This is a genomic window from Roseateles sp. P5_E11, from assembly GCF_054049355.1.
In genome coordinates this window covers 1-16,115 of record NZ_JBFUMO010000079.1, presented here as the reverse complement: position 1 = coordinate 16,115, position 16,115 = coordinate 1, and the positions used below count along the sequence as shown (strand labels likewise).

The following is a 16,115-nucleotide window of genomic DNA, read 5'->3' as shown; positions in this document are numbered from 1 at the left end:
TTCTTCAGGTGGGCCATCAGCGCCGTGAAGGCTCGTCTGTCGGCCTTGAGCGTTTCTTCGCCGAGGGGCGAGAGGCAGTAGCTGTTCTTGCCGTCCGGCTCGACCATGCGCGGGAAGCGCTGGTTGTCGAACTTGACCCAGGCGGGCGTGTACTGCGGGCTGGTGTTCTTCCAGGTGCCGAACCACAGCAGCACCACGCGCACCTTGTTCTCGCGCGCCTGCTTGACGAGGGTGTCGACGAAGGAGAAGTCGAAGTGGCCTTCGACGGGTTCGATCTGCTCCCAGGCCACCGGCACCTCCACGGTGTTGGCGTGGATGTCGGCAATGGCGGGCCAGACCTTCTTCAGCGCCTCTGGGTAGTTGCTGGAGTTGTGGACCTGGGCGCCCAGGATGGTGAATGGCGCGCCGTCAACGATCAGCGCGTGACGGCCGTCGCGCTGGGCGAGGCGGGGCATGTCGGCCGCGAGGGTGGCCGTGGCGGCGAGGGGCAGGGCAACCGCCAGCGCCACTTGGGCGAGACGGCGCGAAAGAAGATTCGGCATGGCGGCGGGAACGGGCCGGCCAGCACTTGCGCGCCGGCCGGCAGAGGGATCAATAGGTGCAGCGAACCTGGAGGGTGTCGCGGCGGCCTGAAGCGAAGGCAGTTCGCGCTTTCAGGCCGATGGCCTGCGGCGTTCGGTCAAACCACTTTGGTATTGCCACTTTGCCATTTCGACTTTTTGGTAAGACCAGTGAATACCCTAATTGATCCTGCACAAAGGGGCTATTCAGTGGGATTTTCGTGACGTGGCCGCGAGTTTCGCAATTTGGGGCGTTAGCATGTGGTCAGTCCAATTGCCACATCCAGGGAAACATGGCTCAACACCCTCGCGGTAGCGACACGCGCCGCCAGTACCAGTTGGTCGCGGACCGCATTCGAGCCTTGATCGAGACGGAAGGCCGAGAGGCCGGGTCGCGGCTGCCGGCGGAGCGTGACCTCGCCTTGCAGCTCGGCGTGTCACGGCCGTCGTTGCGCGAGGCACTCATTGCACTGGAGATCGACGGCCGCGTCGAGATCCGCGGCGGCTCGGGCGTGTATGTCTGTGCCGGCCAGGACCAGGGCGATGTGGCAACGTCGGCCCTGGGAGACAGCCCCGGCGAACTCATGCAGGCGCGGGTCGTGCTCGAAAGCGCGGTCGTCACGCTGGCGGCAGCCCGGGTCACGCCGGCTGGATTGCAGCGTATCGAGGAGGCCTTGCAGGCGATGCGTGAAGACCATGCCTTTGGGCGCAAGCCGGTCGAGGCCGACCGGCGTTTTCACTTGGGCATTGCCGAGATGTGCGGCAATTCGGTGCTTGTCGGCATGGTGGGAACGCTGTTCGATGGCCGCCATAGCCCGATCTCCTCGCGCATGAGCGGGCGCTTCGAGCCAACGCATGCCTGGCACGTGGCGCTGGCGGAGCACCAGGCCATCCTCCATGCGCTGGAGGCGCGCAACCCGCAGGCTGCGGCTGCCGCGATGGGCAGCCACCTGCTGGCGTCGCACGGCCGATGGATCGGCGAACCGTCCGATCCGCCGGCCGGGGCGGCTGTCGCCGACTGAGGCAACGACCAGCCTCGCGCCGGCATGGCGCCTCAAACGGTCAGATCCTTGAGCGATTTCGCCAGGGTTTTCCTTGCGAAGCCGAATCTTTCGCGTGGCGCGCGATAGCATTTGGTCAGTCCAATTTTTTGATTCAAGTGAGCCATGGCCAGTCAACCTCGCGGCGGCGGCGACGCCCGCCGCCAATATCAGCTGGTCGCGGACCGGATTCGAGCGTTGATCGAGACCGAAGGCATCGCCGACGGATCACGCCTGCCGGCGGAGCGTGAGCTGGCGCTGCAGCTGGGTGTGTCTCGGCCATCGTTGCGCGAGGCGCTGATCGCGCTGGAGATTGACGGCCGCGTCGAGATCCGCGGCGGCTCGGGCGTGTACCTCTGCGCCGCCACCGAGCGCGGCAATGTGGCGACACCCGCGTTGGGCGAGAGCCCCGCCGAGCTCATGCAGGCGCGCGTCGTGCTCGAAAGTGCGGTCATCACGCTGGCCGCGGCCCGGGTCACCAAGGCCGGGCTGAGGCGCATCGAGGACGCGTTGGAAGCGATGCGCGAAGATCACGCCCATGACCGCAAGCCTGTCGAGGCGGACCGGCGCTTTCACCTCAGCATTGCCGAGATGTGCGGCAATTCGGTGCTTGTCGGCATGGTGGGAACGCTGTTCGACGGCCGCCACAGCCCGATCTCCTCGCGCATGAGCGGGCGTGTCGAGTCAACCCACACCTGGCAGGCGGCGATGGCTGAGCACGAAGCAGTCCTGCACGCGCTGGAGGCGCGCAACCCACAGGCCGCAGCGGCGGCCATGTGCAGCCATCTGCTGGCCTCGCACGGTCGCTGGATCGGCGAACCGTCCGAATCGGCTGCGCGGCGCGCCATCGCCGTCTAGCGCGGCGCTGGCGCCGCGCGCCTCACATGACGGCGCCCAGCTGCCAGGGCACGAACTCGTTGTCACCCAGTCCATGCTGCTCGCTCAGCGTGAGACGGCCCGACGCCGTCTCCAAGATCAGCCGGAACAGCGCCTCGCCAGCCTCGGCCACCGTTTGCGAGCCCTCGACGATGCCGCCGGCATTGAAGTCCATGTCCAGGGGCATGCGCTCGAACAGGCGGCTGTTGGTGGCGAGCTTCAGTGAAGGCGTGGGCTTGCAGCCATAGGTCGAGCCACGCCCCGTCGTGAAGCAGATCAGGTTGGCGCCACCGGCCACCTGGCCCGTGGCTGACACGGGGTCGTAGCCCGGCGTGTCCATGAACACCAGGCCGTGCGCCTGAACGGGCTGCGCGTACTCGACCACGTCGTTGAGCGTACTGCTGCCGCCCTTGGCCACGGCGCCGAGCGACTTCTCGAGGATGGTGGTGATGCCGCCCGCCTTGTTGCCGGGCGACGGGTTGTTGTTCAACTGCGCGCCGTGCAGGGCGGCATACGTCTCCCACCACCGGATGCGGGCCAGCAGCCGCTCGGCCACTTCAGGTGATGCGGCGCGCGCGGTGAGCAGATGTTCGGCGCCGTAGATCTCGGGCGTCTCCGACAGGATGGCCGTGCCGCCGTGGCGCACCAGCAGGTCCACTGCGGCGCCCAGGGCCGGGTTGGCGCTGATGCCGGAATAGCCGTCCGAGCCACCACATTGCAGGCCGATGACGAGATGGGACAGCGCCACGGTGCTGCGCCGGGCGGCGCTTGCCTGCGCGGCCAGTTCACGGACGAGCTGCTTGCCGTGCTCGACGGCTTCGCGCGTGCCGCCAGCCTGCTGGATCGTCAGCGTGTGGATGCGTTCACGCGCTGCAGCAGGCAGGCCCTGCACCAGCGGATCGACCTGATTCACTTCGCAGCCCAGGCCGATCAGCGCCACGCCGGCAAAGTTGGGGTGGGTCGCGTAACCGCGCAGCGTGCGGCGCAGCAGCTCCAGGCCTTCGCCTTCGGCGCTCATGCCGCAGCCGCTTCCGTGCGTGATGGCGACCACGCCGTCCACGCCAGGGAAGGCAGCCAGCGCCTCGCCACTGAAAGCCTGGGCGATGGCCTTGCAGACGGTCGCCGAGCAGTTCACGCTGGAAAGCACGCCGATGTAGTTGCGCGTGCCGACACKGCCGTCATTTCGCACGAATCCCTCGAAACTGGCCGCCTCGCCAGCGGCCAGTGGCGCTGCGGGCGAGCGGCTGGCCGCCTGGGGTGGCGCTTCCTTGGCCATGTCGACGTTGTGCACGTGCACATGGTCACCGGCCTGGATGGTGGTGCTGGCCACGCCGATGGGCTGGCCATACTTCAGCACGACCTCGCCGGGCGCGATGGCGCGCAACGCGATCTTGTGGCCCGCGTCGATGGCAGTGCGAACACGCAAGACAGCACCACCCGGTGCAGCGATTTCTGCGTTTTCCGCCAGTGCCACGCGCGCCACGGCGACGTTGTCGCTGGCGTGCAGCAGGATCAGCGGCGGCGCTTCGTCAGTCGACATGGAAGACGCACTCCATGGCTGCCCAGTGCTCGCCAGGCGCGCGGCTTTCCAGTGGACGCTGGCAGGGGCTGCAGAAGGTYCACCAGCGGCGGGTTTCGGCGTCGGCGGCGATGGCCGCCATGTCGGCCTCGTAGTCGCTGCCGTGGTATTCCCAGCAGCCGAACAGCAGGTTCTCCGGCTCGCGCAGGAAGATGCTGTAGTTGCGGATGTTGGAGGCGGCCAAGCGTGCCAGCACCGCGGGCCAGACGGCCGCGTGCAGGCGCTTGTATTCGGCGATGCGGTCCGGCTCGATGCCGATCACCATGCCCATGCGTTGCATTGCTTGCTCCTTGTTCATTGCGCTGCCAGCGCGGCGTTCAGCCGGGGCTGCACCAGGCCGGGTGCATGCAGCCGTGCTAATTCAACCACTGGACGCAGGCGCCGTGATTTTTTCTGTTCATGGTTCTGCGCGATGTCGGCCAGCCGGTGGGCCAGGAAGGGGTTCAACAGCCGTTCGCGCAGGGCAACCAGGTAGTCCCGCGCCTGATCGCCCTGGCCCAGCGCGTCGAACACCGGCAGCACCTCCTGCTGCCAGGCGGCTTCGAGCGGCTCGCGCAGCGCCGGGTCCTGCATGGCCTGCAGCACTGTCATGTCGGTTGCAAGGCGGCCCTTCTGCCATTGCTCGGCGAGCAGTGTGTGGCCCAGGTTGAGCAAGAAGAGCTTGAGTCGTTCGAAGCGCGCGAGATCGTCGGTGAGGACGACGTCGGGATGCCGACAAGGCAACTGCAGCCGCGGCTGCGCCTCGACGGCCCACAGCGCATAGGGCTCGGCCACGGCGCCGACCGGCTCCAGGGGCTCGGACACGATGCGATCCACCAGCGAATTGGCCCACACCGGCCGGGCCAGCAGCCAGTCGATGAAGGCCGGCTTGCACTGCCATTGGCGAGCCAGCGCCACGACGAGGTTGCGCAGCGCATCGCCGTTGCGCGACACCAGCTCGCAGGGCAGCAGCGTCAGCTCGGCGTCGGGCTGCGCCTGCCAGCGGTCGTGCAGCAGCACGAGCAGCTTGGCGGGGAAGGCCGAGGGCGCCGCGGCGTCGCCGGGCAGCAGGGCGGCGCCGTCAGCCGGGTTCAAGGCCCAACCGCCGTCGCCGGTGTTGGAAACGATCACCTGCACCGGCCCGCGCATCCGCGCGCGCACGGCGGGCCAGTCCGTAGTGGCATGGAAGGCTTCGCGCACGGAGCGGCACGTTCTGCGCTCTTCCACGGGCTGGCCCTGCGCCAGGCCGCGCACGATGACGTCAAAGCCTTCAGCGCGTGCCATGGCCCGGGTGCGCATCGTGCTGGCCGGGCTGCCGGTGCTCTGTACCACCGTGATGCCGCCTAGCGCCTCGCCCCGCTCGGCGGCTTCGCTGACGAAAAGATCGACATGGGCCTGCAGGAAGCGGCTGGTGCCGAACTGCAGGATGGGCTGGCCTGGGTTCATGGGTGCCGAGCGGTTTCGAATTCAGGCATCGCGGGCCGAGCGCCGGGCCGCTCCCAAGCCGGCCCGCCAGGGCGATGTGCTTGCCGGTCGAACCGGCAAGCATCGCCGTCCTCTCGGGGGACCGGCCAAGGTACTCCTTGGACGAGGGGCTTCATGCTCAGCACTCGACGATGGCCTTGATGACGCCTTCGGCAGGATCCAGCAGGCGCGGAAAGCCGGCGGGTACATCGGCCAGCGTCAGCCGGTGCGTGGCCAGCGCCACATCGGGCACCAGACCCTCGCGCATCGCCTTCATGACGGTCTCGAAGTCTTCCGTCGTGGCGTTGCGGCTGCTGAGCAGCGTGGCCTCGCGCTTGTGGAACTCCGGGTCGGAGAAGCGGATGTCGCCCTGCACGATGGACACCAGCACATAGCGCCCGCCATGGGCGATGAAGCGAAAGCCGCGCTCCATGGCGCCTGGGTTGCCGGTGGCGTCGAACACCACGTCGAAGAACTCACCCTCGGTGAGCTGCGACAGTTGCGCCTCGTCGCCTTCACCCAGGGCCACGGCCGCAGTGGCGCCGGCATGGCGCAGCGCGAAATCGAGGCGGTCCTGGCGGCTGTCGAGGGCGGTGACGACGGCGCCACGCAGGCGGGCGAACAGCATTGCACCGATGCCGATGGGGCCTGCGCCCACCACCAGCACGCGCTGGCCGGCCGCAACCTCGCCGCGCCGGACCGCGTGTGCGCCGATGGCCAGGAACTCCACCATCGCGGCTTGGTCCAGCGTGATGCCATCGGCCTTGCCGACGAAGCGCTGCGGCACGCTGACATATTCGGCAAAGGCGCCGTCGCGGTGCACACCCAGCACCTGGATGCGCACGCAGCAGTTGGTCTTGCCCTGGCGGCAGGCGATGCAGTGGCCGCAGGACAGGTAGGGCATCACGTAGACCGCGTCGCCCGGCTTCAGGCCGCTGTCAGCGTCGGCTTCCTCCACGATGCCCGAGAGCTCGTGCCCCATGACGCGCGGGTAGCTGAGGTAGGGCTGGTGGCCGGTGAAGATGTGCAGGTCTGTGCCGCACACGCCCACGCGCTTCACGCGCAGCAACACCTCCGCGGGGCCGCGCTCGGGGCGAGGGCGTTGGTGAGCGACGAGAACGCCGGGGGATTCGCAGGAAACAGTCAACATGGTTCTAGGTGGTGGAGGCGAGGCGGTAGAGGCGAGCGGCATTGCCTCCGAAAAGCGCCTGCAGGTCGTCAGGTTGGGGAACCGGGTGGAATTGGCGGGCCAACTGGTGGGCGAGCTGCCACCAGTCGGCATAGTCGGCAGCCAGGCGCAGCACGGGCCAGTCGCTGCCCCATAGCAGGCGGCGCGGGCCGAACAGCGTCCAGAGCGCCTGGGCGTAAGGGTGCAGGGCCGCCGCATCGCCGCGCTCGCCTGCCTCGGTCAGCAGGCCCGAGAGCTTGCAGTGCACCTGGGGGAAGGCGGCCAATGCGGCCATGTGGTTTTGCCAGGGCTCGATCTCGCCGCGCGCGATGAAAGGTTTGGCGGCATGGTCGATGACGATGGGTAGGGCCGGGTGGCGCGCGGCGAATCGGGCCAGGGCCGGCAACTGGCGCGGCAGCACCAGCGCGTCGAACACCAGGCCATGGCGCTGCATGGCCTCGGCGGCCGGGCTGCAGGCCGGGTCGGCGATCCAGTTGTCTTCGGGCAGGTCCTGCAGCATCGGGCGCAGGCCCTTGAGCAGCGGGTGGCGGGCCAGCGCGGCGATCTGCTCGGCCGCATCGGCGGCCTTGAAGTCCACCCAGCCGACGACCCCGCGCACCCAGGGCGTGCGCTCGGCAAGTGCCAACATCCAACGGGTGTCGTCGATGCTCGGCAAGGACTGCACGAGCACGGTGGCGTCAATGCCGGTGGCCTGCAGGTGGGGTGCGAGATCCTCGGGGCCGAAGTCGCGGTAGACGGCCTGCAGCGAAGCGGGCGGCCATTGGCCCTCGCGATCGGCCAGGCGCCAGAAGTGCTGATGTGAGTCGACCTTCATCAGTCGTCCTGGGGCCCGCGCTCGGGCAGGGGCGCATTGCCGGCAATGAGGCCACGGCCGCGCAACCGATGCCAGAGCTCGCGTGGGATGGCGCGCTCCAGCCAGGCGGCGTTGGCTGCGACCTGTTCAGGCGAGCGCATGCCCGCCAGCACGCTGACCACGGCCGGATGCGCCAGCGGAAACTGCAGCGCCGCGGCCTGCAGCGGCACGCCGAACTCGGCGCAGGTTCCGTCCAGGGCCTGCGCCTGGCGCATCACCTGCGGTGGCACGCCGCCATAGTTGTATTTGGCCTGCCCGGCCAGCAGCCCCGAATTGAAGGGGCCGCCAATGACGACGCTCACGCCCGCCGTTGCGCATTGGTCCAGGAAGGCCAGGCTGCCTTGCTCCAGCAGCGTGTAGCGGCCGGCCAGCAGCACGCAGTCCAGGGGTGCGGCGGCGATGGCGTCCTGCGCCACTTCCCATTCGTTCACGCCCAGGCCGATGGCCCGCACGACGCCCTGGCTGCGCAGTTCCTCCAGCGCCCGGAAACCACCGGTGGTCAGCGCGTGCCAATGAAGGTCGTGCTGGTCGCCGTGGGTCAGGCGGCCGATGTCGTGGACGAGCAGCATGTCGATGCGCGCCAATCCCAGTCGCTGCAGGCTGTCCTCGAAGGAGCGCATCACGCCGCTGTAGCTGTAGTCATACACCGGCCGGAAGGGCAGGGGATTGGCCCAGCCGTCGCTGCCGGCCGCCACTTTCGGGTCGGAATGCATGAGGCGCCCAACCTTGGTGGACAGCACGAAGCTGTCCCGCGGCTGGCGCGACAGGAACTCGCCGACGCGGCGTTCACTGCGCGTGTAGCCGTAGAAAGGGGCCGTGTCGAAATAGCGCACGCCGGCGCCCCAGGCGGCCTGCAGCGTCGCGATGGCCGTGGCGTCATCCACGGCCTCGTAAAGGCCGGCCAGGGCCGCGGCGCCCAGGCCCAGCGTCGTCAGCTGCAGGCCGGCGCCGGTGAGAGGGCGGCTGGGAAGGTGGTTCAAGCGCGGCATTGAAGTTCGTCGCTTGTCGACTCAGTACAGGACGGCCTTGGCCTCGGGCGACTGCAGGTTGGCCTTGTTGACCCACACGACGCCGGTGTCGCGGAACTTGGGCACTGGCTTCTTCTGCAACACGTCGGAGATGGTCTTGACGCCCAGGTAGCCCATCTGGAAGGAGCTTTGCACCGCGATGCCCGTGAGCGTGCCATCCTGGACGAACTTCTGCAGGTCCTGGTTGCCGTCGAAGCCGATGGCGACCAGCTTGCCTGCGCGGCCGCTCTGCACCAGCGCGCGGCCCATGCCGACGGCGGTGGGCTCGTTGGCGCCGAAGATGGCCTTGAGGTCGCGGTGGGCGGCCAGCACGTCGGTGGTCTGGTTCATCGCGGTGGCCATCTGCGACTGCGAATAGAAGGGCCCGACGATCTCGAGCTTGGAGTTGGCCTTCAGGTAGCTTGTGAAGGCGCCGACGCGCCCGACCTCGGAGCCGGCCCCGGCAACGAAGGACATGACGGCCACCTTGCCGGTGGTGCCGATCTTGTCGATCAACTGTTTGGCGCAGAGCTCACCGGCGGCGCGGTTGTCCGTCGTCAGAAAGGACTGGTAGTAGGGCTTGCCGGCCTCGGACACGTGCGAGTCGATCAACACGACGGGGATGCGCGCTTCCCAGGCCTTCTTGATGACCGGCACCAGCGCGTCGGGGTCCGACGGGCCGAGCACGATGCCGGCCACCTTGCGGTTGATGGCGTTCTCGACGAGGTTGACCTGGTCGGCGATGGCTGATTCGCTGGCCGGGCCGGAGAAGGTCAGCGTGTGGCCGGCAATCTCCTTGATGGCGGTCTCGGCGCCCTTGTTGACGTTCTGCCAATAGGTCGAGTTCGTGGTCTTGACGATGACGGCGATCTCGCCGGCTTGGGATGCAGTGCCGAGCAGGGCCAGGCAGGCGCTCACGAGCGCGTGAATCAAAGGACGGGGCATGGGATGTCTCCTGAGGAATGGAACCGGTCTTCAGCGCCGGTTGCGGAGTTGGTCGATCCAGACGGTGACGAGGATGACCAGACCGATGATGATCTGTTGTGTGAAGGACGAGACGCCGTTCATGTTCAACCCGTTGCGCAGGATGCCGATGACGAAGGCGCCGATGAGCGTGCCGGAGATGGTGCCGACACCGCCCAGCAGCGAGGTGCCGCCGATGACGGCTGCCGCGATCGCATCGAGCTCGTACATCACGCCCTCGTTGGGCTGCGCGGTGACGAGGCGGGACATCAGCACGCAGCCGCACAGGCCCGCCAGCGCGCCCGAGGCGATGTAAGCAAACATAGCGACGCGCCCGACGTTGACACCCGACAGCCGCGCTGCCTCGCCGTTGGAGCCGACAGCGTGCAGATGCCGCCCCAGCGTCGTGCGCCGCAGCAGGATGCCGGCGGCGATGGCCAGCACGACCATCAGCAGGACGGGGTAGGGGATGCCGGGGAAGACGATATCGGGGAAGCCCTGCTCGTCGATCTTCTCGATGCGCCACAGCGCGCCGTTGCCCAGTTCGCCAAAGGCTTCGCCCAGACCGGAGATGGCCCGCGCGTCGGTGAGCTGCAGCGCAACGCCGCGCGCCACCAGCATCATGCCCAGCGTGGCGATGAAAGGCGGCAGGCGCAGGCGGGTCACACACAGGCCGTTGATGGCACCGCACAGCGCGCCGACGACGACGCCGATGGCCATGGCCGGCGGCACCGGCATGCCGTTCTTGACCAGCATGCCCGCCACCACGCCCGATAGCGCCAGCACCGAGCCCACCGACAGGTCGATGCCGCCGGTCAGGATGACCAGGGTCGCACCGATGCCCAGGTAGACGATGGTGCTCACCTGCAGCGACACCGTCATCGCGTTGCCGACCGAGAAGAAGGCGTTGCTCGTCAGCGAGAACACCAGCACCAGGATGAGCAGGCCCGCCAGCGCGGCAAATTTTTGGATCAGGTCTTTCTGGCGGTCGTTCATGTCGTCGGTTCGAGGGATGCCATGGAGGGCTTGGCCGGCTCGGATGAGCCGACGGAGGCATGGTGCATGATGTCGTGCTGGCTGCACGTGCGGGTGTTCAGCAGCGTGGCGAGCTGGCCCTGGCGGAACACCGCCACGCGGTCGCTCAAGCCCAGGATCTCCGGCAGCTCGGAGCTGATCAGCACGACGCCCACGCCTTCGGCCGCGAGCCGGTCCATCAGCTCGTAGATGGCGTACTTGGCGCCCACGTCGATGCCTCGGGTGGGTTCATCGAACAGGATCACGMGCGCTTCACGGAACAGCCATTTGGCAATCACCACCTTTTGCTGATTGCCGCCCGACAGCAGCCGGGCGATCTGGTCCGGCGACGGCGTGCGGATGCCGAGCTGGCTGATGAAGCGCTCGGCCGTGCTGCGCTCGCGCGCCGCGTCGATGAAGCCCAGGCCGCTGGCCAGCGCGCCCAGGTTGGCCAGCGTGATGTTGTGGGCCACGCTCATCTTCACCGCCAGGCCGTGGGCCTTGCGGTCTTCTGAGACGTAGGCGATGCCTGCAGCGATGGCATCGCGCGGCGAGCGGATCTGCAGGCGTTGGCCATCCAGTTCGATCTCACCACCATCGACAGCATCGGCACCGAAGATGGCCCGTGCGACCTCGGTGCGGCCGGCGCCGACCAGGCCGGCCAAGCCGAGGATCTCGCCGCGCCGCAGCTCGAAATCCAGCGGCCCGAAGACACCCTCGCGCCGCAGGCCGCGCACCCGCAGCAGCACTTCGGTGGAAGGTTGGCGCGTGGCCGGCGGGAACTGCTGGTTCAGCTCGCGGCCCACCATCAGGCTGACGATCTCGTCGATCGACGTCTCGGCCCAGTGCCGGGTGGTGATGTAGTGGCCGTCGCGCAGCACGGTGACGCGGTCGACGATGTGGTCCAGTTCGTCGAGCCGGTGCGAGATGTAGACGATGCCCACGCCGGAGCGCTTGAGTTCCTGCACCACCGCCAGCAGGCGGGAAGCGTCCGCCTCGCCGAGCGATGACGTGGGTTCGTCCATGATCAGCAGCCGCGCATCCATCGACAGGGCCTTGGCGATCTCGACCATTTGCTGCTGCGCGATCGACAGGGCCGAAACCTCGGTATCCGGGTCGATGTCCATGCCCAGCCGCTGCAGGCAGGCGAGCGCGCCTTTGCGCTGCTGAGCCCTGTCCACAAACCAGCCCCGCCGCGGCTCGCGACCCAGCCAGATGTTCTCGGCCACGGTCAGGTGGGGCACCAGGTTCAGCTCCTGGTGAATCATGACGATGCCGAGTTCCTGCGCGTGATGCAGGCCGCCGATGCGGACGGGCTGGCCGTCGATGCGGATCTCGCCTTCGTCGGGTGTATAGACGCCGCTCAGGATCTTCATCAGCGTCGACTTGCCGGCGCCGTTCTCACCGCAGATCGCGTGGACCTCGCCGCGACGAACGTCCAGCTCGACGCCCGACAACGCGGTGACGCTGTCGAAACGTTTGCAGACGCCGCGCATGCTCAGCAACGATGAAGTGGAGGACTCGGCCTGGAGCGAGGTCATCGCGACAAGGTTTCCTTAATAGTCAAAATATTGGTCATGCCACTTTGCCATATGGAAAATTTGGTAAGACCAGTGAATACCCGGGCCGGATTGCCGATCAGCGGTAGCGATTCAACAGCTTCTCCAACGTGCCGTCGACGCGCATGCGATCGATGACGCGGTTCAGAGGCTGAAGGAGGTCGGCCTTGGCCGGTGACAGCGCGCAGCCCAGCCGGTAGGGCTCGACCTCGAGCACTTCGCGCAGGTTTGACGTCGGATGGCTCTTGACGTAGTGCGCCAACGCGGCGCGGTCCGTCACGGCGTAGCGGACTCTGCCCAGGGCCAGACGACGCAGATTCGTCTCTGCGTCGGCGACGTCCTCTCGGGCGATCGGCCGCGCCAGCACCTGATCGATTGCCGGGTAGCGGTAGCCCAGCACGGTGCCAAGTGGTTCGTCGCGCAGATCCTGCAACTGCGACACGGCGGGCGAGTCCGGGCCGGCCGCGATGATGCCCGTGCCCGACAGGAAAAGCTGCGTCCAGAGCACATCGGCCTCCAGCCATTCCGGCTTGGCGTAGCACAGCAGATCGGCGGCACCAGACTCCACGGCCAGGGCCGCGCGTTTGCTCGGGAGCGGCAGGAAAACTGGGCTCAGCCCCAGTTGCCGGGCGAACACCTCGCCCAGGTCCTTGAGCAAACCCGCGACGGGTCGCTGCTCAGCCATCCTGAGCACCGGCATCGACTGGCTGGTCGGCGCCACGATGCGCAAGACCGCCGGTTCAGCGGGACATGGGCACACCCACGCGAGCAAGGTCAAGGTCAGGGCGAGCAGATGCCATCGAGCCCAGGAAGGGCGTGGGCTCTTCTTGTATTCCTGCATCATCGCTTTGGAGTGCTTTGCGTCGACCTGGGTGGCGAAATCAACGCGCTCCGGTGGCTGTCATACCTGCCCCCGCGTGGCTTCCAGCTGCACGCGGATCTCGGCCATGCGCTTCTCGGTCAGCTCGAAGCGCAGCAGCGACACCAGCGCCAGCACCAGGCCGATGACGGGGATGGTGGACAGCAGGATGCGCATCATGAAAATGGCGTGCGGCGTCTGCAGGGCCTCCAGCTTGGCGTCAAAGCCGGTGAACTGCAGGATCCAGCCCGAGGCGCCCGTGCCCAGCGCGATGCCGACCTTGGAAATCCACGACTGGCAGGCCGAGAATGAGCCCTCGCGGCGCTGGCCGGTCTGCATCTCGTCATAGTCCACCACGTCGCCCAGCGTGGCGTTGTACAGCGTCCAGAACCCTGCACCTGTGAAAGCCACGAAGCCGCAGGCCAGCAGCTGCAGATAAGGCCGCGCCGGGTCGTACAGCCACCAGTCGCCGATGAAGGCGCAGATGGCCAGGAACAGCACTGCCGCCAGGCCGACGCGCTTGCCGTGGCGGCGCGCGATCCACGCGAAGAAGGGGATGCCCGCGAAGCCGAAGGCCATGCCCGACAGGCCCATGGCCGTGTTCCACTTCGCGCCCTCCACGACGTTGCCGCCGCAGACGTAGTAGACCGTCGCGTAGTAGCCGAGCGTGCCCACCATGGCCGTGCCGGTGCCGTAGGCCAGCATCATGCCCAGCACATGGCGGAAGGGCCTGCAGCGCAGCGTGCGCCACAGCGTGTCGGCAAACGGGATGTGGGTCTGTGTGCGCGACACCAGCTTCTCGTAGTAGCGCTCGCGCACCAGCAGGAAGATGGCGATGGAAGCAGCCACCATGATGGCGCCGAGGATGGCGCAATAGGTCTGCGCGCCGCGCAGGATGTCGGGCTTGCCGTTGGCCTGGTTGAAGATGGCCAGCGTCGTGAACTGGGCGGCGAAGAACATCGCCAGCTCGGGCCCCTTCTGGATGGCGTTGCGGATCGCCATCACCATCGTGCGCTCGTGGTAGTCCGGCGTCATCTCCGCACCAAGGCTGCTCCAGGGCATGTTGAAGCAGCTCATGATGGGCACGTAGATCACCGTGCTGACCAGCATGAAGATGAAGTACTCGGATTGGGTCCACCCCTTGCCGACAGCGAACATCAGTGGCAGGCCGATGCCGGCAAGCACGCCGCCCACCAGGATGAAGGGACGGCGGCGCCCGTAGCGCGTGCGCGTGTTGTCCGACAGCCAGCCGAAGACGGCGTCTGAGCCGGCGTCGACGAAGATCTTGATCATCTGCACCGTCGAGATCAGGCCGGGGGCCACGCCGAGGAAGATGTTGAAGACCTGATAGGCCAGCGACGGATAGAGCCAGTGGCCCCACATGTCCAGGATGGACCCGAGGCCAAAGCCGATCTTCTGCCGCATCGGCAGGCGATCCGCCGCCGGCGGCACGACGCGCTCCAGGTGAAGGGTGCTCGCGTTCACAGGATGCACCGCTCGCGCATGACTTCGGCGTAGTAGCGCGCCGACAGCTTCGGGGTGCGCACCTGCGTGGCGTAGTCGCAGTGCACGATGCCAAAGCGCCGCTGGTAGCCGTCTTCCCACTCGTAGTTGTCGATGAAGCTCCACAGGAAGTAGCCGTGCAGCGGCACGCCGTCGGCAATCGCGCGGTGGGCYTCGCGCAGGTGGYTGCGCARGAAGTCGCGGCGGTGCAGGTCCAGCACCTCGCCGTTCACGACYGGCTCGTCGTTGTAGCCGCAGCCGTTCTCGGTGATGTASAGCGARGYGTGGCCGTACAGCTCATGGCAGAAACGGGTGGCCCAATAGATGGCCTGGGGCACCAGGTTGAGCCAGAGGCTGTCGGCGCGCGGGTAGTTGGCCGGCAGCGGCACGGCCTCCCAGGCGGCGCCATCCTTGCCGGCGCGCACGTACGTGGCGGTGTAGATGTTCAGGCCCAGGTGGTCGGTGGGCAGGCTGATGAGCTCGAAGTCACCGGGCAGCACCTGCGGGGCATCGCTGCCCACGCGGGCCAGATAGTCGGCCGGGTAGTGGCCGGCGTGCATGGCGCCCAGCACGTGCGCGTTCTTCTCCAGGAACCAGGCCTTGGCCGCGGCGATGTCGGCCGGTGTCTCGGTGACGGGCACGCAGACATCGCAGTTGTCGGTCAGGCCGACCACGGCGCCTGCGCCGCCGAACTCGCGCACCGCGCGCACGCCGTGGCCGTGGCACAGCAGCGCGTGGTGGAAGGTCTGGTTGACGACGGCCGCGCTCTCCTTGCGCCCCGGTGCCTTGGTGCCATAGCCGTAGGCCAGTTSSGTGAAGCAGCGGATCTCGTTCATCGTGATCCAGTGCTTCACTTCACCAGCGAAGGCCTTGACGACCGTGTCGGCRTAGCGRCCGAAGGCGTCGACCGTCACGCGCGACGTCCAGCCGCCGCGGTCTTCCAGCGCCTGCGGCAGGTCCCAGTGGAAGAGCGTCACCCAGGGCTCGATGCCGTGCTTCTTCATGCTGGCGAAGAGGCGGTGATAGAAGTCCAGGCCGGCCTGGTTCAGCGCACCGTCGCCGTTCGGATAGATGCGCGGCCAGGCCAGCGACAGGCGGTAGTTCTTGACGCCCAACGACGCCATCAGCGCGAAGTCGTCATCGAAGCGGTTGTAGTGATCGCAGGCGACGTCCAGGGTGTCGTCGTCATGCACCTTGCCGGGCGTGCGGCAGAAGCGGTCCCAGATGGACTCGCCCTTGCCATCGGTGAAGGCGGCGCCCTCGATCTGGGGTGCGGCGGCGGCAACACCGAAGACGAAGTCGGCGGGGAAGGGGCTGGAGTAGGTCAGCATCGCGCTGTTGCGCGCCTCGCTGCTCAAGGCACTTCCGGGTGTCGCGGCGGTACCTTTGATGAAGGGGGCGTTCCCGGTGTGGCGGGCAGTCGCGGGCGCGACCGGAACGAAGTCGGGCAGCAATGGGAGAGCGTGGGTCATGGCAGGGCGTCGGCCTGTTGTTTTAACGAGGCCGTTCAGCCGCARAAGCGGTTGACSAGRTTCTCGAAGACTTCCTGGCGGCCSGACACGGGCRCCACGTCGGTGTTGGCGGCGAGCACCTGGTCGGCGAGTTCGGTCAGCGAACGCCGGCCGTTGAGGATGTCCTGCCCGGCGGGTGCGTCCCAGCCGGCGTAGCGG

The 16,115-nt window shown here is 67.6% G+C and carries 15 protein-coding genes; 2 read left to right on the top strand and 13 right to left on the bottom strand.

Annotated features, from left to right (window positions below):
- A partial coding sequence (locus ACXJKR_RS08875) for a beta-galactosidase (RefSeq protein WP_457322486.1) occupies positions 1 to 542 on the bottom strand: 542 nt, incomplete at its 3' end.
- 311 nt (positions 543 to 853) lie between these two features.
- Here ACXJKR_RS08875 and ACXJKR_RS08870 point away from each other — a divergent pair.
- Both ACXJKR_RS08870 and ACXJKR_RS08865 read left to right on the top strand, forming a co-directional pair.
- Positions 854 to 1,582, top strand: a complete 729-nt coding sequence (locus ACXJKR_RS08870; protein ID WP_457322484.1) for a FadR/GntR family transcriptional regulator — start codon at positions 854 to 856, stop codon at positions 1,580 to 1,582.
- 144 nt (positions 1,583 to 1,726) lie between these two features.
- Positions 1,727 to 2,458: a FadR/GntR family transcriptional regulator gene (locus ACXJKR_RS08865; RefSeq protein WP_457322483.1), complete on the top strand. Its 732-nt coding sequence runs from the start codon at positions 1,727 to 1,729 to the stop codon at positions 2,456 to 2,458.
- Positions 2,459 to 2,480: 22 nt separating this feature from the next.
- On the opposite strand, the gene ACXJKR_RS08860 is transcribed toward ACXJKR_RS08865, so the two are convergent.
- From ACXJKR_RS08860 to ACXJKR_RS08805, 12 genes are all read right to left on the bottom strand, one after another.
- The gene (locus tag ACXJKR_RS08860) at positions 2,481 to 4,016 is read right to left on the bottom strand and encodes a UxaA family hydrolase (RefSeq protein WP_457322481.1); all 1,536 of its coding nucleotides are present in this window, start codon (positions 4,014 to 4,016) and stop codon (positions 2,481 to 2,483) included.
- Positions 4,006 to 4,335, bottom strand: a complete 330-nt coding sequence (locus ACXJKR_RS08855; protein WP_457322479.1) for an L-rhamnose mutarotase — start codon at positions 4,333 to 4,335, stop codon at positions 4,006 to 4,008. The genes ACXJKR_RS08860 and ACXJKR_RS08855 overlap by 11 nt, the downstream gene beginning before the upstream one ends.
- Positions 4,336 to 4,349: 14 nt before the next feature.
- Positions 4,350 to 5,480 carry a mannitol dehydrogenase family protein gene (locus ACXJKR_RS08850; RefSeq protein WP_457322478.1) on the bottom strand — a complete coding sequence of 377 codons (1,131 nt, stop codon included), beginning with the start codon at positions 5,478 to 5,480 and terminating at the stop codon, positions 4,350 to 4,352.
- A gap of 157 nt (positions 5,481 to 5,637) precedes the next feature.
- Entirely contained in the window at positions 5,638 to 6,648 is a 1,011-nt protein-coding gene (locus ACXJKR_RS08845) for a zinc-binding alcohol dehydrogenase family protein (protein ID WP_457322476.1), read from the bottom strand.
- Between the two features lie 4 nt (positions 6,649 to 6,652).
- Entirely contained in the window at positions 6,653 to 7,501 is an 849-nt protein-coding gene (locus ACXJKR_RS08840) for an amidohydrolase family protein (protein WP_457322474.1), read from the bottom strand.
- A complete protein-coding gene (locus ACXJKR_RS08835; protein ID WP_457322472.1) occupies positions 7,501 to 8,520 on the bottom strand; it encodes an aldo/keto reductase in 1,020 nt (339 codons plus the stop codon). The genes ACXJKR_RS08840 and ACXJKR_RS08835 overlap by 1 nt, the downstream gene beginning before the upstream one ends.
- A gap of 30 nt (positions 8,521 to 8,550) precedes the next feature.
- A complete protein-coding gene (locus ACXJKR_RS08830; protein ID WP_056197494.1) occupies positions 8,551 to 9,492 on the bottom strand; it encodes an ABC transporter substrate-binding protein in 942 nt (313 codons plus the stop codon).
- A 30-nt stretch (positions 9,493 to 9,522) separates the two neighbouring features.
- A complete protein-coding gene (locus tag ACXJKR_RS08825; protein ID WP_457322469.1) occupies positions 9,523 to 10,506 on the bottom strand; it encodes an ABC transporter permease in 984 nt (327 codons plus the stop codon).
- Positions 10,503 to 12,065: a sugar ABC transporter ATP-binding protein gene (locus tag ACXJKR_RS08820; RefSeq protein WP_457322467.1), complete on the bottom strand. Its 1,563-nt coding sequence runs from the start codon at positions 12,063 to 12,065 to the stop codon at positions 10,503 to 10,505. The genes ACXJKR_RS08825 and ACXJKR_RS08820 overlap by 4 nt, the downstream gene beginning before the upstream one ends.
- A gap of 97 nt (positions 12,066 to 12,162) precedes the next feature.
- Positions 12,163 to 12,804, bottom strand: a complete 642-nt coding sequence (locus ACXJKR_RS08815) for a substrate-binding periplasmic protein (RefSeq protein WP_457322466.1) — start codon at positions 12,802 to 12,804, stop codon at positions 12,163 to 12,165.
- 180 nt (positions 12,805 to 12,984) lie between these two features.
- Positions 12,985 to 14,427, bottom strand: coding sequence for an MFS transporter (locus ACXJKR_RS08810; RefSeq protein WP_457322464.1), 1,443 nt, complete (start codon positions 14,425 to 14,427; stop codon positions 12,985 to 12,987).
- Entirely contained in the window at positions 14,424 to 15,917 is a 1,494-nt protein-coding gene (locus tag ACXJKR_RS08805) for a GH1 family beta-glucosidase (RefSeq protein WP_457322462.1), read from the bottom strand. The genes ACXJKR_RS08810 and ACXJKR_RS08805 overlap by 4 nt, the downstream gene beginning before the upstream one ends.
- Between the last annotated feature and the right edge of the window lie 198 nt (positions 15,918 to 16,115).

Bases quoted from the DNA above. Each gene is read 5' to 3' on its own strand.
- ACXJKR_RS08845 (WP_457322476.1), bottom strand. From the start codon at position 6,648: ATGTTGACTGTTTCCTGCGAATCCCCCGGCGTTCTCGTCGCTCACCAA.
- ACXJKR_RS08840 (WP_457322474.1), bottom strand. From the start codon at position 7,501: ATGAAGGTCGACTCACATCAGCACTTCTGGCGCCTGGCCGATCGCGAG.
- ACXJKR_RS08865 (WP_457322483.1), top strand. From the start codon at position 1,727: ATGGCCAGTCAACCTCGCGGCGGCGGCGACGCCCGCCGCCAATATCAG.
- ACXJKR_RS08870 (WP_457322484.1), top strand. From the start codon at position 854: ATGGCTCAACACCCTCGCGGTAGCGACACGCGCCGCCAGTACCAGTTG.
- ACXJKR_RS08850 (WP_457322478.1), bottom strand. From the start codon at position 5,480: ATGAACCCAGGCCAGCCCATCCTGCAGTTCGGCACCAGCCGCTTCCTG.
- ACXJKR_RS08830 (WP_056197494.1), bottom strand. From the start codon at position 9,492: ATGCCCCGTCCTTTGATTCACGCGCTCGTGAGCGCCTGCCTGGCCCTG.
- ACXJKR_RS08825 (WP_457322469.1), bottom strand. From the start codon at position 10,506: ATGAACGACCGCCAGAAAGACCTGATCCAAAAATTTGCCGCGCTGGCG.